13 protein-coding genes and 1 tRNA gene are annotated in these 15,728 nt (G+C 71.2%); 4 read left to right on the top strand and 10 right to left on the bottom strand.

All coding sequences use genetic code 11. The features are described from left to right. Window positions 1-7: 7 nt before the first annotated feature. Window positions 8-976: a Bug family tripartite tricarboxylate transporter substrate binding protein gene (locus Q392_RS12405; RefSeq protein WP_038207330.1), complete on the bottom strand. Its 969-nt coding sequence runs from the start codon at window positions 974-976 to the stop codon at window positions 8-10. Window positions 977-1,136: 160 nt separating this feature from the next. On the opposite strand from Q392_RS12405, the gene Q392_RS32785 reads away from it, so the two are divergent. From Q392_RS32785 to selB, 3 genes are all read left to right on the top strand, one after another. Further along, a tRNA-Sec gene (locus Q392_RS32785) sits at window positions 1,137-1,228 on the top strand. Between the two features lie 21 nt (window positions 1,229-1,249). Further along, window positions 1,250-2,647, top strand: a complete 1,398-nt coding sequence (gene selA, locus Q392_RS12400) for an L-seryl-tRNA(Sec) selenium transferase (RefSeq protein ID WP_038207327.1) — start codon at window positions 1,250-1,252, stop codon at window positions 2,645-2,647. After that, window positions 2,644-4,635, top strand: coding sequence for a selenocysteine-specific translation elongation factor (gene selB / locus Q392_RS12395; RefSeq protein WP_051953367.1), 1,992 nt, complete (start codon window positions 2,644-2,646; stop codon window positions 4,633-4,635). The genes selA and selB overlap by 4 nt, the downstream gene beginning before the upstream one ends. A gap of 9 nt (window positions 4,636-4,644) precedes the next feature. Here selB and Q392_RS12390 read toward each other — a convergent pair whose 3' ends face one another. The 9 genes from Q392_RS12390 to Q392_RS12350 form a co-directional block, all read right to left on the bottom strand. Next, entirely contained in the window at window positions 4,645-5,583 is a 939-nt protein-coding gene (locus tag Q392_RS12390) for an NAD(P)-dependent oxidoreductase (RefSeq protein WP_038207325.1), read from the bottom strand. Window positions 5,584-5,670: 87 nt separating this feature from the next. Further along, window positions 5,671-6,459, bottom strand: coding sequence for an amidohydrolase family protein (locus Q392_RS12385; RefSeq protein WP_245610706.1), 789 nt, complete (start codon window positions 6,457-6,459; stop codon window positions 5,671-5,673). 50 nt (window positions 6,460-6,509) lie between these two features. Then, on the bottom strand, window positions 6,510-7,490 hold the full coding sequence (locus Q392_RS12380; protein WP_038207319.1) for a Bug family tripartite tricarboxylate transporter substrate binding protein: 981 nt from the start codon (window positions 7,488-7,490) through the stop codon (window positions 6,510-6,512). After that, window positions 7,490-8,653 (bottom strand): thiolase, encoded by a 1,164-nt coding sequence (locus Q392_RS12375; protein ID WP_157007958.1) that lies wholly within the window; start codon window positions 8,651-8,653, stop codon window positions 7,490-7,492. The genes Q392_RS12380 and Q392_RS12375 overlap by 1 nt, the downstream gene beginning before the upstream one ends. Then, entirely contained in the window at window positions 8,650-9,042 is a 393-nt protein-coding gene (locus tag Q392_RS12370) for a Zn-ribbon domain-containing OB-fold protein (protein WP_038207316.1), read from the bottom strand. The genes Q392_RS12375 and Q392_RS12370 overlap by 4 nt, the downstream gene beginning before the upstream one ends. Beyond that, window positions 9,035-11,179, bottom strand: coding sequence for an acetate--CoA ligase family protein (locus Q392_RS12365; RefSeq protein WP_051953362.1), 2,145 nt, complete (start codon window positions 11,177-11,179; stop codon window positions 9,035-9,037). The genes Q392_RS12370 and Q392_RS12365 overlap by 8 nt, the downstream gene beginning before the upstream one ends. A 7-nt stretch (window positions 11,180-11,186) precedes the next feature. Then, window positions 11,187-11,960, bottom strand: coding sequence for an SDR family NAD(P)-dependent oxidoreductase (locus tag Q392_RS12360; protein WP_038207313.1), 774 nt, complete (start codon window positions 11,958-11,960; stop codon window positions 11,187-11,189). Window positions 11,961-11,989: 29 nt separating this feature from the next. Beyond that, window positions 11,990-12,793: an enoyl-CoA hydratase-related protein gene (locus Q392_RS12355; protein ID WP_038207310.1), complete on the bottom strand. Its 804-nt coding sequence runs from the start codon at window positions 12,791-12,793 to the stop codon at window positions 11,990-11,992. Beyond that, window positions 12,790-14,931 (bottom strand): acetate--CoA ligase family protein, encoded by a 2,142-nt coding sequence (locus tag Q392_RS12350; protein ID WP_084217029.1) that lies wholly within the window; start codon window positions 14,929-14,931, stop codon window positions 12,790-12,792. Before Q392_RS12350 ends, Q392_RS12355 begins: the two co-directional genes overlap by 4 nt. Before the next feature lie 114 nt (window positions 14,932-15,045). Between Q392_RS12350 and Q392_RS12345 the strand changes: the two genes are divergently transcribed. Further along, window positions 15,046-15,705 (top strand): nuclear transport factor 2 family protein, encoded by a 660-nt coding sequence (locus tag Q392_RS12345; RefSeq protein ID WP_051953360.1) that lies wholly within the window; start codon window positions 15,046-15,048, stop codon window positions 15,703-15,705. Window positions 15,706-15,728: the final 23 nt, after the last annotated feature.

The following is a 15,728-nucleotide window of genomic DNA, read 5'->3' as shown; positions in this document are numbered from 1 at the left end:
ACAGGCCCTAGTTGTTGGTCATCCGGATATTCGCCTCGCGGATCAGCGCGCCCCATTTGCGGTATTCCTGCTGGATGTACTCGCCGGTCTCCTGCGGCCCGGCGCTGGGGAAGGACTCCATCCCGGCGGCGCTCATCCGTGCGATCACCTGCGGGTCCTTCAGCGCCGTCTGCAGTTCGCGCTGCAGCTGCTGCACGATCGCGGAGGGCGTGCCCTTCGGCGCCAGCACCGCATACCAGGCGCCGGCGGTCACGCCCGGATAGCCGAGCTCGCTCACCGTAGGCAGGTCGGGGAACTCCGCCAGCCGCTTCTCGCCGAACGACGCCAGCGCCCGCACCTTGCCGGCGTGGATGAACTTCGAGACCGAGGGCACGACGGAGATGTTGGCGGGCACGACCCCGCTCATGGTGTCCACCAGCGCCGGGGCATCGCCCTTGTACGGGATGTGCAGCATGTTCACGTCGGCGCGCTTCTTCAGCAGCTCCCCGGCGAGGTGGGTCGGGCCATAGGGCGAGCTCGAGAACGAATACTTGCCGGGCTCGCGCTTGAGCAGCGCGATGAACTCGCCGAAGCTGGCCGCGGGTACCTGCGGATGCACCACCAGCAGCGCATCCACCCGGGCGATGCGCGCCACAGGCAGGAAGTCTGCCATCGGATCGCCCTGCCCGGGCGCCAGGTGCGGGTTGATGGTGAGCGCGCCGTTGCTCGCGAACAGGAGCGTATGGCCGTCGGGGTCGGCTTTGGCGACCGCCTGGGAAGCGAGCACCCCGCTGCCGCCGGCCCGGTTCTCCACCACCACCTGCTGGCCCAGCCGAGGCCCGAGACCCTCCGCCACAATGCGCGCGGCGATATCCACCGAGCCGCCGGGCGCGAAGCCGACCAGCAGCTTCACGGGACGCGAAGGGTAGGCGCCTTGCGCCAACGCCGATGCCGCCGCCAACAGCCACGTGCATGCCAGCGCCAGAAGTTTCGCCATGAGCTCGTCTCCTTGTCGCGGGCAGCGTAGCAGTGCCCGGCCGCTGGTGGCCCTTTCGGCGCAAAGCAGCACATGCGTGATGGAAACGGCAGCGTGGTGGACAGGGTCACCCATGGATGGCACGCTCCCGGCTCGCTTGCACCCAGAATTCATGAACAAAGGAAGGGACGCGCTCCCGGTGGAGTGGCCGGACTTCAAACCCGGAGTGGGCCGCCCGCGGTCCTGTGTGGGTTCGACTCCCACTCTCTTCCGCCCTCCTCCGAGAGGCCGCATGTGCTGAGCCCGCCGCCGCGCTGGCGCGCGCTGCCTTCCCTCGATCGCCTGCTTCGCCAACCCGCCTTCGCGGCGCTCGCCGATGAATTCGGCCGCGCCTCGCTGCTGGAGACCTTGCGCAACCTGCTCGCCGAGTACCGGGCGGCGCTCGTGCCAGGCGCTCCGGTCCCCGACGAAGGAACGCTCGCCGAGGCCGCCCGCGAGCGGCTGCAGGCACGCATGCGCCCTTCCCTGCGGCCGGTGTTCAATCTCACCGGAACGGTCCTGCACACCAACCTCGGACGCGCGCTGTACCCCGAGGCGGCGATCGCCGCGGCCACGGCGGCCATGGCGCGGCCGGTCAACCTCGAATACGACCTCGGCGAGGGTCGCCGGGGCGAACGCGACGTGCACGTCGAAGCATGGCTGGTGCGCCTCACCGGCGCCGAAGCGGCGCTGGTCGTGAACAACAACGCCGCCGCGGTCTACCTGGCGCTCAACGCGCTCGCCGCAGGCCGCGAGGTGGTCGTCTCGCGCGGCGAGCTGATCGAGATCGGCGGCTCCTTCCGCATCCCCGACATCATGGCCAGCGCAGGCTGCACGCTGCGCGAGGTCGGCACCACCAACCGCACCCATCCGCGCGACTACGAGGGCGCCATCGGCGAGCGCACCGCCGCCGTGATGAAGGTGCATGCCAGCAACTACGCCATCCAGGGCTTCACCTGCGCGGTCCCGCCGCGCGAACTGGCGGCGCTGGCGCACGCCCGCGGCGTGCCGCTGGTGGAGGACCTGGGTTGCGGAACCCTGGTGGACCTGGAGGCGTACGGCGTCGCCCATGAACCTACCGCGGCCGAGGCTGTCGCGGCCGGCGCCGATCTGGTCACCTTCAGCGGCGACAAGCTGCTGGGCGGCCCGCAGTGCGGCATCGTCGTCGGCCGGCGCGAATGGATCGACCGTCTGCGCAACCACCCGATGAAACGGGCGCTGCGGCTGGACAAGGTCCGGCTGGCGGCGCTGGAGGCGGTGCTGCGCCTCTACGCCGATCCACAGCGGCTGCCGCAGGCGCTGCCCACCCTGCGGCTGCTCACGCGCACGCGCGACGAGATCCGCATGCAGGCCGAACGGCTGCTTGCGGCCCTGCCCGCTTCCTTGCTGCAGGGCGCCGACGCAGCGGCTGCCGACTGCGCCAGCCAGGTGGGCAGCGGCGCGCTGCCGGTGGAGTCCCTGCCGAGCGCGGCACTGCGGCTCGTGCCGCGAGCGGGCGGGTCGCTGAACGCCCTGGCCGACTCGCTGCGCGCGTTGCCGGTCCCGGTCCTCGGACGGCTGCACGACAACGCGCTGCTGCTCGACCTGCGTTGCCTCGAGCCGGTGCGCGAGGCGGAGTTCCTCGCCCAGCTCGCGCAGGTGCCCGCACCATGATCGTCGCCACGGCCGGCCACATCGACCACGGCAAGACCACGCTGGTGAAAGCGCTCACCGGCGTGGATACCGACCGGCTCCCCGAAGAGAAGCGCCGCGGGATCTCGATCGACCTCGGTTTCGCCTATTGGCGCACGGCCGAAGGCGCGACCATCGGCTTCGTCGACGTGCCCGGTCACGAACGCTTCGTGCGCAACATGCTGGCCGGCGTGTGCGCCGTCGACCATGTGTTGCTGGTGGTGGCCGCGGACGACGGCGTGATGCCGCAGACGCGCGAGCATCTGGCCATCGTCGACCTGCTCGGTGTCGCGAGCGCCAGCGTCGCACTCACCAAGATCGACCGCGTGGCCCCGGCACGCCTGCGCGAGGTGATGGCAGAGGTGGAAGCGCTGCTCGCGCCCACCGGGTTCGCGCGGGCGGCCGTGTTCCCCGTGGCCGCACCTGCGGGTGACGGGCTCGCGGAGTTCCGTGAGGCCCTCGCGGCGCGCGCCGCCACCCTGCAGCGGCAGCACACCGGCGGCCGCCGTGCGCGCTACGTCATCGACCGCGCCTTCACCGTGCCGGGCAGCGGCACGGTGGTGACGGGCACGGTGCTCGACGGCGCGATCGCCGAGGGCGATCGCCTGCAACTGTCGCCGTCCGGTGTCGTCACGCGGGTACGCGCGGTACAGCGTGACCGGCGGTCGGTGCCTCGGGCGGCCGCCGGCGAACGCTGTGCACTCAACCTTGCCGGCATCGAAGTCGGCGAAGCAGGTCGGGGCGGGTGGCTGCTGGATTCCGCGTTGCATGCGCCGACGCAGCGCCTGGACATCCGGCTGCGACTGTTGCCGGAAGAGGAAGCTGCGCATTGGACGCCGGTGCACGTCCACATCGGCACCGCCCACGTGCCGGCCCGCGTCGCCCTGCAGCGCGGGGCCGCGCTCGGCCCCGGCGCAACCGCGCATGCGCGCCTCGTGCTGGAGCAGCCCGTGGCGGCGCTGCATGGCGACCGGTTCATCCTGCGGGACGCGTCGGCGCGCCGGACGCTGGGCGGCGGCGTCGTGATCGACCCGTGGCCGCCCGCACGGCGGCAGCCGCCGGCGCAGCGCGCACAGCAACTCGCCGCGATGGAAAAGCCCGGCGCGGCGGCGTCCCTGGCCGCCCTCGCCGAATGTACCCCGGAAGGCGTGGACCTCGACCGCTGGCAGCGCGCCCACAACCTCGATCCCGGGAGCCTGCCGGCCCTGTTGGCGGACGCGGGGCTGGTTGCGTTGGGGCCCACCCTTGCCCTCCCGCGCGAACGCGTCGAGCGGCTGCACGCCGCCATCGAAGCGGCCGTCGACCGCTGCCACCGCGAGCAGCCCCAAGCCGCCGGCATGGAGGCGCACGCCCTGCGCCGGGCGTGCGGCGAGAGCCTGCCCCCGCGGGTATTCGACGCCGTGCTGCGCGCATTGGCCGCCGTGCAGCGCGTCGAGGTGGCCTCCGGCCGGGTCCGCCGCCCAGGCCACGTGAGCACCCGCAACCCGGCCGACCAGCGCATGTGGCAAATCGCGTCGCCCGCACTGGCAGCCGCTGGCCTGCGCGGCCTCACCGTCGCACAGCTCGCCGCCGACACCGGCCTGAAGGAAATGCTGCTGCACGACCTGCTGCGCCGCCAGGCCGCCGGCGGCGAGGTGGTCCGGGTGACCGACGATCGCTACTACCTGCGCAGCACCATGGCCGTTTTCGCAGCCGTCGCGCACGAACTGGTGCAGACGCTGCCCGCCGGCCACTTCGGAGCCGCCGACTACCGTGACCGGACGGGGCTCGGGCGCCAGCTCGCGATCCGGGTCCTCGAGGCGCTGGACCGGCTCGGCGTGACCTTGCGCATCGGCGATGTCCGATGCATGCGGCAGGACTTCAGGGCAGTGCTCGGGGCGGCCAGCGCGCCGGGGCCGGTCAGCGCCCCCGCCACAGCGGCGGCCGCTTCTCGGCAAACGCGCGCGGGCCTTCCTGCGCATCCTCGCTGAGGTACACCCTCATAAGGCAGTCTTCTTGCCTGTGACACGCAGGCCCGCCAGCAGTTGCCGGGCGGCCTGCACTGCGGCCGATTCGAACGCCTGCGGTGTCGCCGCGCCGACGTGCGGCGTGAGCACCGCGTTGGCCAGCCCTGCGTAGGGATTGTCCGGGCCGGCGGGCTCGCGGGTGAATGTGTCGAGTCCGGCGGCGCACACCTGGCCCGAGCGGAGCGCCGCCACCAGCGCTGCATCATCGATCAGGCCGCCGCGGCCCGTGTTCACGAGCAGCACGCCGTGCCGGCAGCGCGCCAGCATGCCTGCGTTCACGATCCCCTGCGTTGCCGCGTTCAGGGCGCAATGCAGGGAGATCGCATCGCACGCCGGCCAGAGGTCGTCCAGCGCCACGAGGCGCACGTGACGCGGCACGGCGCGCGGCGTGCGCGTCGCGGCGATCACGCGCATCCCGATCGCGCCGGCGAGCCGCGCCATCCGCAACCCGACCGGGCCGAGACCGATGATGCCGAGCGTGCGGCTGGCGAGCTGCATGCCCTGGTGGGCGGCCTTGTCCCAGTGGCCGGCGTGCATGCGCGCATCGAGCCGCGCGACGCCCTTGGCACAGGCGAGGAGCAGCGCGAGTGCGTGCTCCGCCACCGCCACCGCATTGGCACCTGGCGTGGCGCTCACCGCGATGCCGCGCGCGCGGGCGCATTCCAGGTCGATGGTGTCCAGGCCGCTCCCGTGGCGGGCGATCACCCGCAGGGACGGCGCGGCTTCCAGCACCTGCGCATCGATGCGGCCGAAGCGGACGAACAGGGCGTGCGGGTCGCGGGCGCGGACGAAGTCGGCGAGTTGGCCGGGCGCTGCCTCGCGCGGGTCGGCGAAGTGCAGCTCGTGGCGGGCGAGCAGCGTCTGCGCGGCTGCCGGCAGCGCAGGCAGGGTCAGCACGATGCGTGCGCTCATTCGAGCACCTTCGGCCGGGCGACGCTCATTGGACTACCCTCCGCGCTTCGCGCTCCGGGATGAGCGCTTGGGAGCGGCCCGGCGCGCTCATGCTGCGAAGCCGTACAGCCGTGCCGGGTTGTCGACCAGGACCCGTTGCAGCGCCGCGGTGTCACCGCACCAGCGCGCCAGCAGTCCCAGCAGCGCCGCATCATCCGGCCATGGATGCAAGCCCGCCGAGGCAGTGGCATGGGGCCAGTTGGTGCCCCACACCACCCGCTCGGGTGCCGCCGCGAGGAAGCTGCGCGCCAGCGCACCGGCGTCGCGGCCGTCGTGGTTCTCCGCCTCGCTCACGAGGTACGCGCCGGACAGCTTGACCCAGCCGCGCCCGTGTTCCAGCCACCGCAGCACGCGCTTGTGCGCCTCGCCGCCGAGGCCGGAAGGCGCGATCTTGGCGAAGTGGTCCAGCACGAAATCCACCGGCAGCGCGTCGAGGTCGGGTGCCAGCGCAGACAGCCGGTCGGCGGGCACGATCAGCTGCACGTGCCATCCGAGCGGCGCAATGCGCTTCGCGAGCGGGCGCAGCATGGCGGGCGTCGCCGAGACGCCCATCGACAGGTTCAGGCGGATGCCGCGCACGCCCAGGGCATGCAGCCGGCGCAGTTCCTCGTCGGGCACGGAGGCGTCGACCACAGCCACGCCGCGCGCGCTGTCACCCAGCTCGGCGACTGCGGCCAGCATGCTGCGGTTGTCGGTGCCATAGGTCGAAGGCGTCACGCAGACGGTGCGCTGCAGGCCGAGCGCAGTGCGCAGCGCAAGGTATTGCGCAACCGGGGCGTCCGGCGGCAGCAGGCGCGCACCGGCGACCGCCGGGTAGCGGCGGTCGTAGACGTGCATGTGGCAGTCGCAGGCTCCCGGCGGCATCGGCATCCCCGCCGCGCCCGCGTTCACTGCAGTTCGACCCCGGCGTCGCGAACCACCTTGCCCCAGCGCGTGGTCTCCGAGCGCAGGAGGCGGCCGAACTCGTCCGGCGTGCTGGCCACGGGCACCGAGCCGTCGGTGCGGTACTTCTCGGCCACCGCGGGACTGTTCAGCGCGGCCTGCAGCGCGGCGTTCAGTTCGGCGACCACGGCGGCGGGCGTGCCCTTGGGCGCCACCATGCCGAACCAGGTGGCGGCCTCGAAGCCGGGAAAGCCCTGCTCCGCCACCGTGGCCACCTCGGGCAGCTCCGGCGAGCGCGCCGCGCTGGTGATGGCCAGCGCCCGTGCCTTGCCGCCGCGCACGTGCTGGACCAGCGAGCCCATCGAGGACACGTAGACGTCCACGTTGCCCGCGACCACATCGACGATGCCCTGCGAGGCGCCCTTGTACGGCACGAAGCTCAGTTTGACGCCGGCCAGCGAGGCGAGCTGCGTCATGCTCAGGTGCGAGATGGTGCCGCTGCCGGAGAAGCCGACCGAGATCTCGCCCGGGCGCTTCTTCGCCTCGGCGAGCACATCGCGCAGCGACTGGTAGGGCTTGCCGGCGCCGGTCACCGCCACCAGCGGCGAGGTGGCGATCATGCCGACCGGCGCGAAGTCCTTCAGCGGGTCGAACGGCAGCTGCTTGAAAAGCGTCGGGTTCACCGCGAGCGCGCCGACGTGCCCGAACAGCACGGTGTAGCCGTCGGGCGCCGCGTTCGCCACCTCGCCGGTGCCGAGGTTGCCGCCCGCGCCCGGCTTGTTCATGATCACCACGTTCCAGCCCTTGGTGGTGCGCAGCGCCTCCGCAAGCGTGCGGGCCAGCAGGTCGGGGCCGCCGCCGGCAGGGAACGCCACCATCATGCGGATCGGCTTGTCGGGATAGCCCGCAGCGAACGCGGGCAGCGGCGCGGAGCAGGCGCCGAGCGCCAGGGCCAGCGCCTGGCGGCGGGTGAGCTTCGTTGGCATCACAGCGTTGCTTCCGATCCGAAGATGGCCGTGGCCTGCGAGGAGAGCACGCCTCCGTTGCCGTGCGCGATGGCCAGCTTCGCATCCTTCACCTGGCGCGCGCCGGCGCTGCCGCGCACCTGCTCGACCGCCTCGACCATGGTGAACAGGCCATACATGCCGGGATGCACGCAGGACAGGCCGCCGCCGTTGGTATTGACTGCCAGCCGGCCACCGGGAGCGATGCCGCCGTTGTCGACGAAGGCGCCGCCCTCGCCCTTGGCGCAGAAGCCGAGGTCTTCGAGGAACAGGATGGTGTTGATGGTGAAGGCGTCGTAGAGGATCGCGACGTCGATGTCCCTGGCCGACAGCCCCGCCTGCGCATAGGCACGCTCGCCGCTTTCCTTCGCCGCCGTCACGGTGAGGTCGGGCATGTTGGCGATCGAGCGGTGCCAGGTGGCCGACGCCGAGCCGAGCAGGTAGGCCGGCTTCTTCGGGAAGTCCTTCGCCCGGTCGGCGCGGACCATGACCACCGCGGCGGCGCCGTCGGTGACGAGGCAGCAGTCGCGCACCGTCAGCGGGTCCGACACCAGGCGTGACGCCAGCACGTCCTCGACGCTGAGCTCGTCGCGCATGAAGGCCTCCGGATTGAGCTGCGCCCACTTGCGCGCAGCGACCGCCACTTCCGCCAGCTGCTTGCGCGTGGTGCCGTACTGGTGCATGTGGCGGGCCGCTGCCATCGCGTAGGACGAGGGCGGGTTCATCGGCTTGTAGCGGTGCTCGTACACGACGGGCGTGGCGCCGGCGGTGGAGACCAGGCCGCCGGTGGCCGAGCGCTGGTTGCTGCCGTAGGTGATCAGCGCCACATCGCACAGGCCCGCCTCGAGCGCCAGCGCGGCCCACATCGCCTGGACCTGGAACGAGGAGCCGCCGGTGCGCAGGTTGTCCGTCACCTTCGGATGGATGCCGTAGTACTCGGCGATCGTCAGCGAGGAGAACGGGTCCTGCGGCAGCGTGGTGAACAGGCCATCGACGTCCGACGGCTTCAGGCCGGCATCGGCCAGCGCCTTCAGCCCGGCCTGCACCGCCAGGTCGATGGCCTCGTAGCCGGGAGCGGCGCCCATCCCGAAAGTGGCGGCCCCGACCACCGCGGTCTTGCCGCGTGGAAATTTCATCTGCGTCATTGCGCGCTCCCTTCCGGCACGAACACCAGCAGCGCCTTGCCGTCCGCCTGCTCGATCCTCGCCCGCACCTTCATGCCGATCTTCACGTCGGTAGCCTGCACGCCGACCACCCGCGTGGTCACCCGCGGGCCCTCCTCCAGGTCCACCAGCGCGACGTTGTAAGGCTCCGCCGGCGGCTTGGTGCGCACCACGGTGGTCGAATACACCACGCCCAGGCCGCTGGGCTCGAACCACTCGAGCTCGGTGTCGCCGGTGCCCGGCTCCGCCAGGCGCGGGTAGTAGAAGGCGCGGCCGGTCTTGCGGCTGCGCTGGATCATGAAGCGGCCCTCGTCGAGGAAACGCTGGAAGCGGGCGTCGATGCCCAACGGCTTGTCCTGTTCTTCAGCCATGCTGGCCCTCCTGTTGCGCAGCGGCCGCGGCCACCAGCGCGTCGACCGCGACCACGCCCTGCCCCTTGGGGTAGACGAGCACGGGATTGAAATCGATCTGGTCCACCACGCCGTCGCCGTCGGCGGCGAGCTCCGCCACCGCGACGAGGAAGTCGGCCAGCGCCTCCACGTCGGCTTCGGGCCGGCCGCGCGCGCCCTTGAGGATCGCGGCCGCCTTGAGCGAGCCGATCATGCGAAGCGCTTCCCCACGCGCGATCGGCGGCGGCGCGAACACCACGTCCTTCAGCACCTCGACGTAGATGCCGCCCATGCCGAGCATGACCAGCGGCCCGAAGTCGATGTCGTTGACCACGCCCACCACCAGCTCGTGGCCGGGGGGCATCATCTTCTGCACCTGCACGCCTTCCAGGCGAGCGGTGGGCGCATGGCGCTTCACGTTCGCCATCAGCCGCTCGAAGGCGGCGGGCAGCGTGTCGGCCTGCACCTGCAGCTCGACGCCGCCGGCCTCGGTCTTGTGCGCGATATCGGGCGACTGGATCTTGAGCACCACCGGGAAGCCCATGCCGTGCGCCGCCCGCATGGCCGCGGCCGCGTCCGGCACGATCACGCTCGGCGGCACCGGGATGCGATAGTGCGCGAGCAGTGCCGTCGTGTCGGCCTCGCCCAGCACGCCGGTGGCGAGCCGGCCTTTGGCCAACAGCGGCGAAGGCTGCGCGACCCGCCGCGTGGGCACCTCGGCCTCCACATGGCGCTGCTGGAACCGGCCGTAGCGCTTCAGCGCGTCGAGGGCTGCCGCGCAGGCCCGAAACGAGGGGAAGCCGTGCGCGCCGATGTCCGCCAGCGCCGACAGGTTCTCCTGCGAAGGCGCGATGTGCGAGTGGAACAGCACCGGCACGCTGCTGCGCTCCAGCAGCGGCTTCAGTTCCGCCGCCATCCCCGCGATGCGGCCCTTGGCCGAGAGGCCCATGTTGACCACGACCGCGTCGACTTCGCCGGAGCGGGCCAGCGCATCGATCACGCCGAGCATGCCCTTGCCCTTGTCGTCGGTGGCGGCGACCGTGGTGTCCACCGGGTTGCCGGCCGACGCATAGGGCGGCACGAATTCCATGATGCGCCGCTGCAGCGTCTCGCTCAACGCGGGCAGTTCGAGCCCCTGCGCGGACAGCAGGTCGGCAGCCCAGCCGCCGGCGCCACCGGAGGTGGTGACCACCGCGGTGCGGCCACCTTGCATGAAGGGCATCAGCGACAGCGCCGCGCCCGCCGCCAGCATCTCCTCCGCGTCGAACACGCGGAGCACGCCGTGGCGCTCGAAGGCCGCGTCGTACGCGGTGTCGGCGCCGGCGAGGTGAGCGGTATGCGAGATCGCCGCGCGCTGGCCGGCCTCGGAACGGCCGACCTTCATCACCACGATCGGCACCTGCTTCGCCGCCGCCTTCTGCGCCACCGCTGCGAAGCGGCGGGCGTCCTTCAGGCCCTCGATGAACAGCAGGATCACGCCGGCCTCGCCGCCCTCGACCAGCCGCTCGACGAAGTCGAGCACTTCCAGGTCGGCCTCGTTGCCGGTGGTGACCACGCTGTGCAGGTCCAGGTGCGCGTGCACGGCCCGGCCGAACAGCGCGAAGCCGATGCCGCCGCTCTGCGACACCACGGCCACGGGCCGCTTCGCACGGCGCGGCGGCAGCGGGTGCGCGGTGCACTCCTCCACCACGTGGGCGAAGGTGGCGGCGAGCTTCGTCTTGGGCAGGTAGAAGCCTTCCGTGTTCGGGCCGAGGACGTTCATGCCATGGCGGCGCGCCACCGCGACCGCGCGCTCCATGTCGGCGGGAACGACATCGGAGGAAAACACCACGGCACCGGCGCAACCGCGCGCGGCCGCATCCTCGATGAGGGCCGGCACGCCGGCGCCCGGGATGCCCACCAGCAGCAGGTCGGGCACCTCGGGCAGGTCGGCCAGGGACGCGTAGGCCTTCAGGCCCTGGATCGTCTCGTAGCCGCCCGGGTTGACCGGGTAGATCGGGCCGGGGAAACCGGCGTTCTTCAGGCAGCGCAGGATCTTGCCGCGCGTCTTGCCCGTGTCTTCGGAAGCGCCGACGACCGCGATGCTTCGCGGCTGCAGCAGCCGGGGATTCACAGTCATCGCGATTTCAGGCCGTGATGTGCGAGCCGCCGTTGACCGACAGGTGCTGGCCGGTGATGAAGCTGCTGGCCTCCGAGACCAGGAACGCGATCGACTTCACCGCCTCGTCCGGCTCCACGAAGCGGCCCAGCGGGATGTTGGCCAGGTACTTGTCGCGGAACTTCTCGCTGCGCACCACTTCGGTCATCTCCGTGGCGACCACGCCGTAGGCGACACTGTTGACGCGGATGCCGTAGCGGCCCCACTCGCGCGCCGCGCTCATGGTGATGCCGAGCACGCCCGACTTGGCGGCGCCGTAGTTGATCTGGCCGATGGTGCCCTTGCGGCCGGCATCCGACGACACGTTGACGATGACGCCCGGGTTCTTGTCGCCGGCTTCGGCGCGGCGCTTCATCTCTATGCCGGCGATCTGCAGGCAGTTGAAGACGCCGGTGAGGTTGACGTCGATGACCTGCTGCCACTGCTCGACGCTCATCTTGTCGATCATCGCGGTGCGCGTGATGCCGGCGTTGTTGACGAGGCCATGAACGCCGCCGAAGCGCTTCGCGGCCTGCTCCACCAGAGCGCCGAGGAAGGCGCGGTCGGTCACGCTGCCGGCGAGCGCGAGCACGCGCTGCGCGTCCAGCCCTTCCGTCGCGGCGGCGAGCTTCTCCTGGTTGGCATCCACCAGCGTCAGGCTGGCGCCCAGCTGGTACAGCAGCTTCGCCGCGTTCAGGCCGATGCCCTGGGCCGCGCCCGTGACCATCACGTTGCGCCCGGTCATGTCCATCAGATTGATCATTGCAGTTCCTCTCGTTCGGTCACTTGTGGTCACTTGTCGGTGTAGTTCGGCTTGCGCTTTTCCAGCGCGGCGGCCACGGCTTCGCGGTGGTCCTCGGTGTGCTGGGCCAGGCCCTGCATGCTGGACGCGAGGGACAGCGAGGATTCGAGCGAGCCGCCCAGTGAATCGCGCAGCAGCCGTTTGTTCATGCGCAGCGCGTGCGACGGGTGGCGTGCGATCCGCTTCGCGATCTCGCGCGCCCTCGGCAGCACCTCTGCCGGCGGCAGCACCTGCGACACGATGCCCAGCGCGAGGGCGCGCTGCGCATCGAAGTCTTCGCCGGTCAAGGTCAGCTCGGCAGCCACCGCGGGGCCGACGAGGCGCTGCAGCAGCCAGGCGCCACCGGCCGCGGACACCAGTCCGAGCCGCACGAAGCTCTCCGCGAACAGCGCGGTGTCGGAGCAGATGCGCACGTCGCACAGCAGGGCCAGGTCGAGGCCCGCGCCCACCGCCGGCCCATTGACGGCGGCCACCACCGGCACATCCAGCGCGAAGAAGGAGCGCGCCAGCCGCTGCACGCCGGTGTCGTAGTAGGCACGGTTCTCGGCAGGGTTGCCCGCGAAGTGATGCTCGCGGTTGTGCATCGCCTTGAGGTTGCCCCCGGCGCAGAACACGTCGCCGTTGGCCGTGAGGATGGCGCACTTGATGGAGACATCGGCCTGGATCCTCCCGCAGGCCTGGACGATCGCGTCGGTCAGCTCCACGCTGATCATGTTGCGCGTCTCGGGGCGGTTGAGGGCGAGGACCACGACGGGCCCCTCGCGCTCCCAGGTGAGCACGGGTGTGTCGCTCATTGCACAAACTCCTTCTTCACGGGATGGATCACGGCGTCGAGGGCGACCACGCCCTGCCCTTGCGGCAACACCACGAGCGGATTGACCTCGATCTCGGCGATGCGGCCCTGTTCGGCCACCGCCAGATGCGACAGCGCCGAGATGGCGCGCGCCAGCGCATCGGTGTCGCCGGCGGGCGCGCCGCGCCAGCCGAACAGCAGCGGCGAGGTGCGCAGTTCGCTCACCATTTCACGGGCCTCTTCCTCGCTCACCGGCGCGAGCCGCGACACGACGTCGCGCAGCAGTTCGACGGTGACGCCGCCCAGGCCGAAGGTGACCACCGGGCCGAAGGTGGCGTCGCGCGCGACGCCGAGAATGCATTCGGTGCCGCCTTTGACCATCTCGGAGACGAGATAGCCGTCGATGCGGGCGTCCGGCAGCTCGCGCCGGATGCGCTCGTCCATGCGGCGCACCGCGGCGGCCACCGCCTCGCCGTCCCCCAGGCCGAGCGCCACGCCGCCGTACTCCGTCTTGTGCGGGATGTCGGCCGATACCACCTTCACCGCCACGGGAAAGCCGATCTCGCGCGCCGCCGCGGCGGCGGTGTCGGGCGCTCGAGTGACGGTTTCCTTTGGCGTGCGGATGCCGCAGGCCGCGAGGATGCCCTTGGCCTCCACCTCGTTGAACGAGCTGGCCCCGGCCGGCACGAGACCCGCCGGGAAGGCGGGCGGCTGCCGCACGCTGGGGAGCGGCCGGCGAAAGAGCTGCTCGAAGTGATGCAGCGCCGCCAGCGCCGAGACCGCGCGCGACGGGTCTTCATACACCAGGAAGCCAGCCTGGTCGTAGGTCGCGCGCAGGTCTGGCGGCGTGGTGACCGACAGCATCAGCAGCCGGTCGGGATGGTGCGCGCAGACCTCGCTGAGGATGCGCGTGAGCGGGACGGCCATCGTCGGCGCCATGCCGACGATGCCCAGGAACAGGATGATGGCGTCGAACGCGTCTCCCTCCAGCACCCGCTCCAGCGCCAGGCCCAGCAGCTCGTGGTTGGCGGTGACCAGGCCCGTCATGTCGATCGGGTTGCTCGGCGAGCAGTAGGGAACGATCTCGCGCAGCTGCGCCTTGGTCGCCTCGGGCACCTTGCCGAGTTCAAGTCCGGCATCGGAGATGAAGTCGGCCATCTGCACGCCGACCCCGCCCGAGATGCTGATGAGGGCGGTGCGGGGACCTTTCGGACGCTTGCCCCGGCTGACTGCGTAGGCCACGTCGAGCAGTTCGTCGGTGGTGCGGGCGCGCCAGACGCCGTATTCGCGGAACAGGGCGTCGTAGACGGCGTCTTCGCCGGTGAGCGACGCGGTGTGCGAGGCGGCGGCGACGCGGCCTTCCGGCGTGCGGCCGACCTTCATCATCACCACCGGCTTGCGGTTGCGGCGCGCCGTCTCGAGCGCGCGTACCAGATTGGGCGCCGAGCGCACGCCTTCGAGGTAGCCGAGCAGCACCTGCACCTCGTCCTGCTGCGCCATCCAGGCCAGCACCTCGCCGACGTCCACGTCGGCTTCGTTGCCGGTGGCGACGAAGTGCGAGACGCCCAGGCCGCGCATGAAGCAGTGCTTCAGCAGGTAGCCGCCATACCCGCCGCTCTGCGTGGCCACGCCGACACCGCCGGCGGGCGGCAGGCCTTCCTCATAGGCCGAGGCAAAGGTCGAATAGACGCCGGCGCGGGCATTCACCAGGCCCATGCAGTTCGGCCCGAGGACGCGCATCCCGTGGGCACGCGCGACCGTCATCACCTCCTGCTGGCGCGCCGCGCCTTCGTCACCGACTTCGGCGAAGCCGGCGCCGAAGATCACGGCGGAGCGAACGCCGGCCTCGGCGCAGTCGCGGATCGACTGCAGCGTGTCCTCCGCGGTGATCGACAGCAGCGCGCAATCGACCGGTGCGCCGATCGCCTTGATGTCGGGATAGGCCTTCATGCCCTGCACTTCGGCGCGGCCGGGGTTGACCGGATAGAGCGCGCCGCGATAGCCGAACTCGCGCATGTAGTGCAGCGGGCGCCCGCCGAAGCGGCGCCAGTCGTTGGAAGCGCCGACGATGGCAATGGAGCGCGGTGCGAGCAGCGTGTCGAGGCTCGCCAATGGATCGGGGGAAACGGGATCGGTCATGACGCCGTCGAGGCTAACAGTCGCGACCGCGATTTTCCCGGCGGGTGCCCAGGCTCAACCAACTCATCACATGCTTGTCGAAATGCCCGCGGCCGCCGCGGACACAATGCCTGGATGACCTACCTTCCCGCCGACCTGCCCGCCCGGATCGACCGGCTCGAATCGCTCGACGCGATCCGGCAGCTCGCCAGCAAGTACGCGCTGGCCATCGACGTGCGCGACCTCGACGCCGTGGTCTCGCTCTACGTGCCCGAAGTGAAGGTGGGACCGCAGGCACAGGGGCGCGCCGCGCTGAAGGAGGTGTTCGACCGCGTGCTGCGCGGCTTCACCACCACCTCGCATCAGGTGCAGAACCACGTGATCGACTTCGAGGACGCGGACCATGCGCAGGGACTGGTGACCTGCCGTTGCGAGCACGAGGTAGAGACGACGGGCGGGCTGAAGTGGGTCATCGTGCAGAACCTCTATCACGACCGCTACGAACGCATCGAAGGCCACTGGTACTTCCGCGCTCGAGTGCAGAACCGCCTCTACGGCACGGCGCTCGACGATCCGCCGGTGGGGCCGCTGAAGGACCGCTGGCCCGGCGCCGACGCTGCGCAGGCGCCCTTCCATGCCCCGTTCGACAGCTGGCGAGAGTTCTGGGGCGAGCAGCCGCCCGCGCAGGGGCTCGCATCGTGGACGCCGGAAAGCAGTTTCGTGACGCGCCTGCGGCGCAGCCCGAAGCTGCCGGCGCTGGCGCGCCACATCGCCAAGGCGCACGCGGAACGCTGAACGCCGCCGGACGGCAGGCTGGA

Origin of the sequence: Xenophilus azovorans DSM 13620, from assembly GCF_000745855.1 — a bacterium.
GTDB classification, from domain to species: domain Bacteria; phylum Pseudomonadota; class Gammaproteobacteria; order Burkholderiales; family Burkholderiaceae_C; genus Xenophilus; species Xenophilus azovorans.
The sequence above is the reverse complement of the archived record's forward strand: the minus strand, read 5'-3'. Positions and strand labels throughout refer to the sequence as shown.

Coding starts and splice junctions, on each gene's coding strand:
- Q392_RS12405 (WP_038207330.1), bottom strand. CDS start 976: ATGGCGAAACTTCTGGCGCTGGCATGCACGTGGCTGTTGGCGGCGGCA.
- selB (WP_051953367.1), top strand. CDS start 2,644: ATGATCGTCGCCACGGCCGGCCACATCGACCACGGCAAGACCACGCTG.
- Q392_RS12390 (WP_038207325.1), bottom strand. CDS start 5,583: ATGAGCGCACGCATCGTGCTGACCCTGCCTGCGCTGCCGGCAGCCGCG.
- Q392_RS12385 (WP_245610706.1), bottom strand. CDS start 6,459: ATGCACGTCTACGACCGCCGCTACCCGGCGGTCGCCGGTGCGCGCCTG.
- Q392_RS12380 (WP_038207319.1), bottom strand. CDS start 7,490: ATGCCAACGAAGCTCACCCGCCGCCAGGCGCTGGCCCTGGCGCTCGGC.
- Q392_RS12375 (WP_157007958.1), bottom strand. CDS start 8,653: ATGACGCAGATGAAATTTCCACGCGGCAAGACCGCGGTGGTCGGGGCC.
- Q392_RS12370 (WP_038207316.1), bottom strand. CDS start 9,042: ATGGCTGAAGAACAGGACAAGCCGTTGGGCATCGACGCCCGCTTCCAG.
- Q392_RS12365 (WP_051953362.1), bottom strand. CDS start 11,179: ATGACTGTGAATCCCCGGCTGCTGCAGCCGCGAAGCATCGCGGTCGTC.
- Q392_RS12360 (WP_038207313.1), bottom strand. CDS start 11,960: ATGATCAATCTGATGGACATGACCGGGCGCAACGTGATGGTCACGGGC.
- Q392_RS12355 (WP_038207310.1), bottom strand. CDS start 12,793: ATGAGCGACACACCCGTGCTCACCTGGGAGCGCGAGGGGCCCGTCGTG.
- Q392_RS12350 (WP_084217029.1), bottom strand. CDS start 14,931: ATGACCGATCCCGTTTCCCCCGATCCATTGGCGAGCCTCGACACGCTG.
- Q392_RS12345 (WP_051953360.1), top strand. CDS start 15,046: ATGACCTACCTTCCCGCCGACCTGCCCGCCCGGATCGACCGGCTCGAA.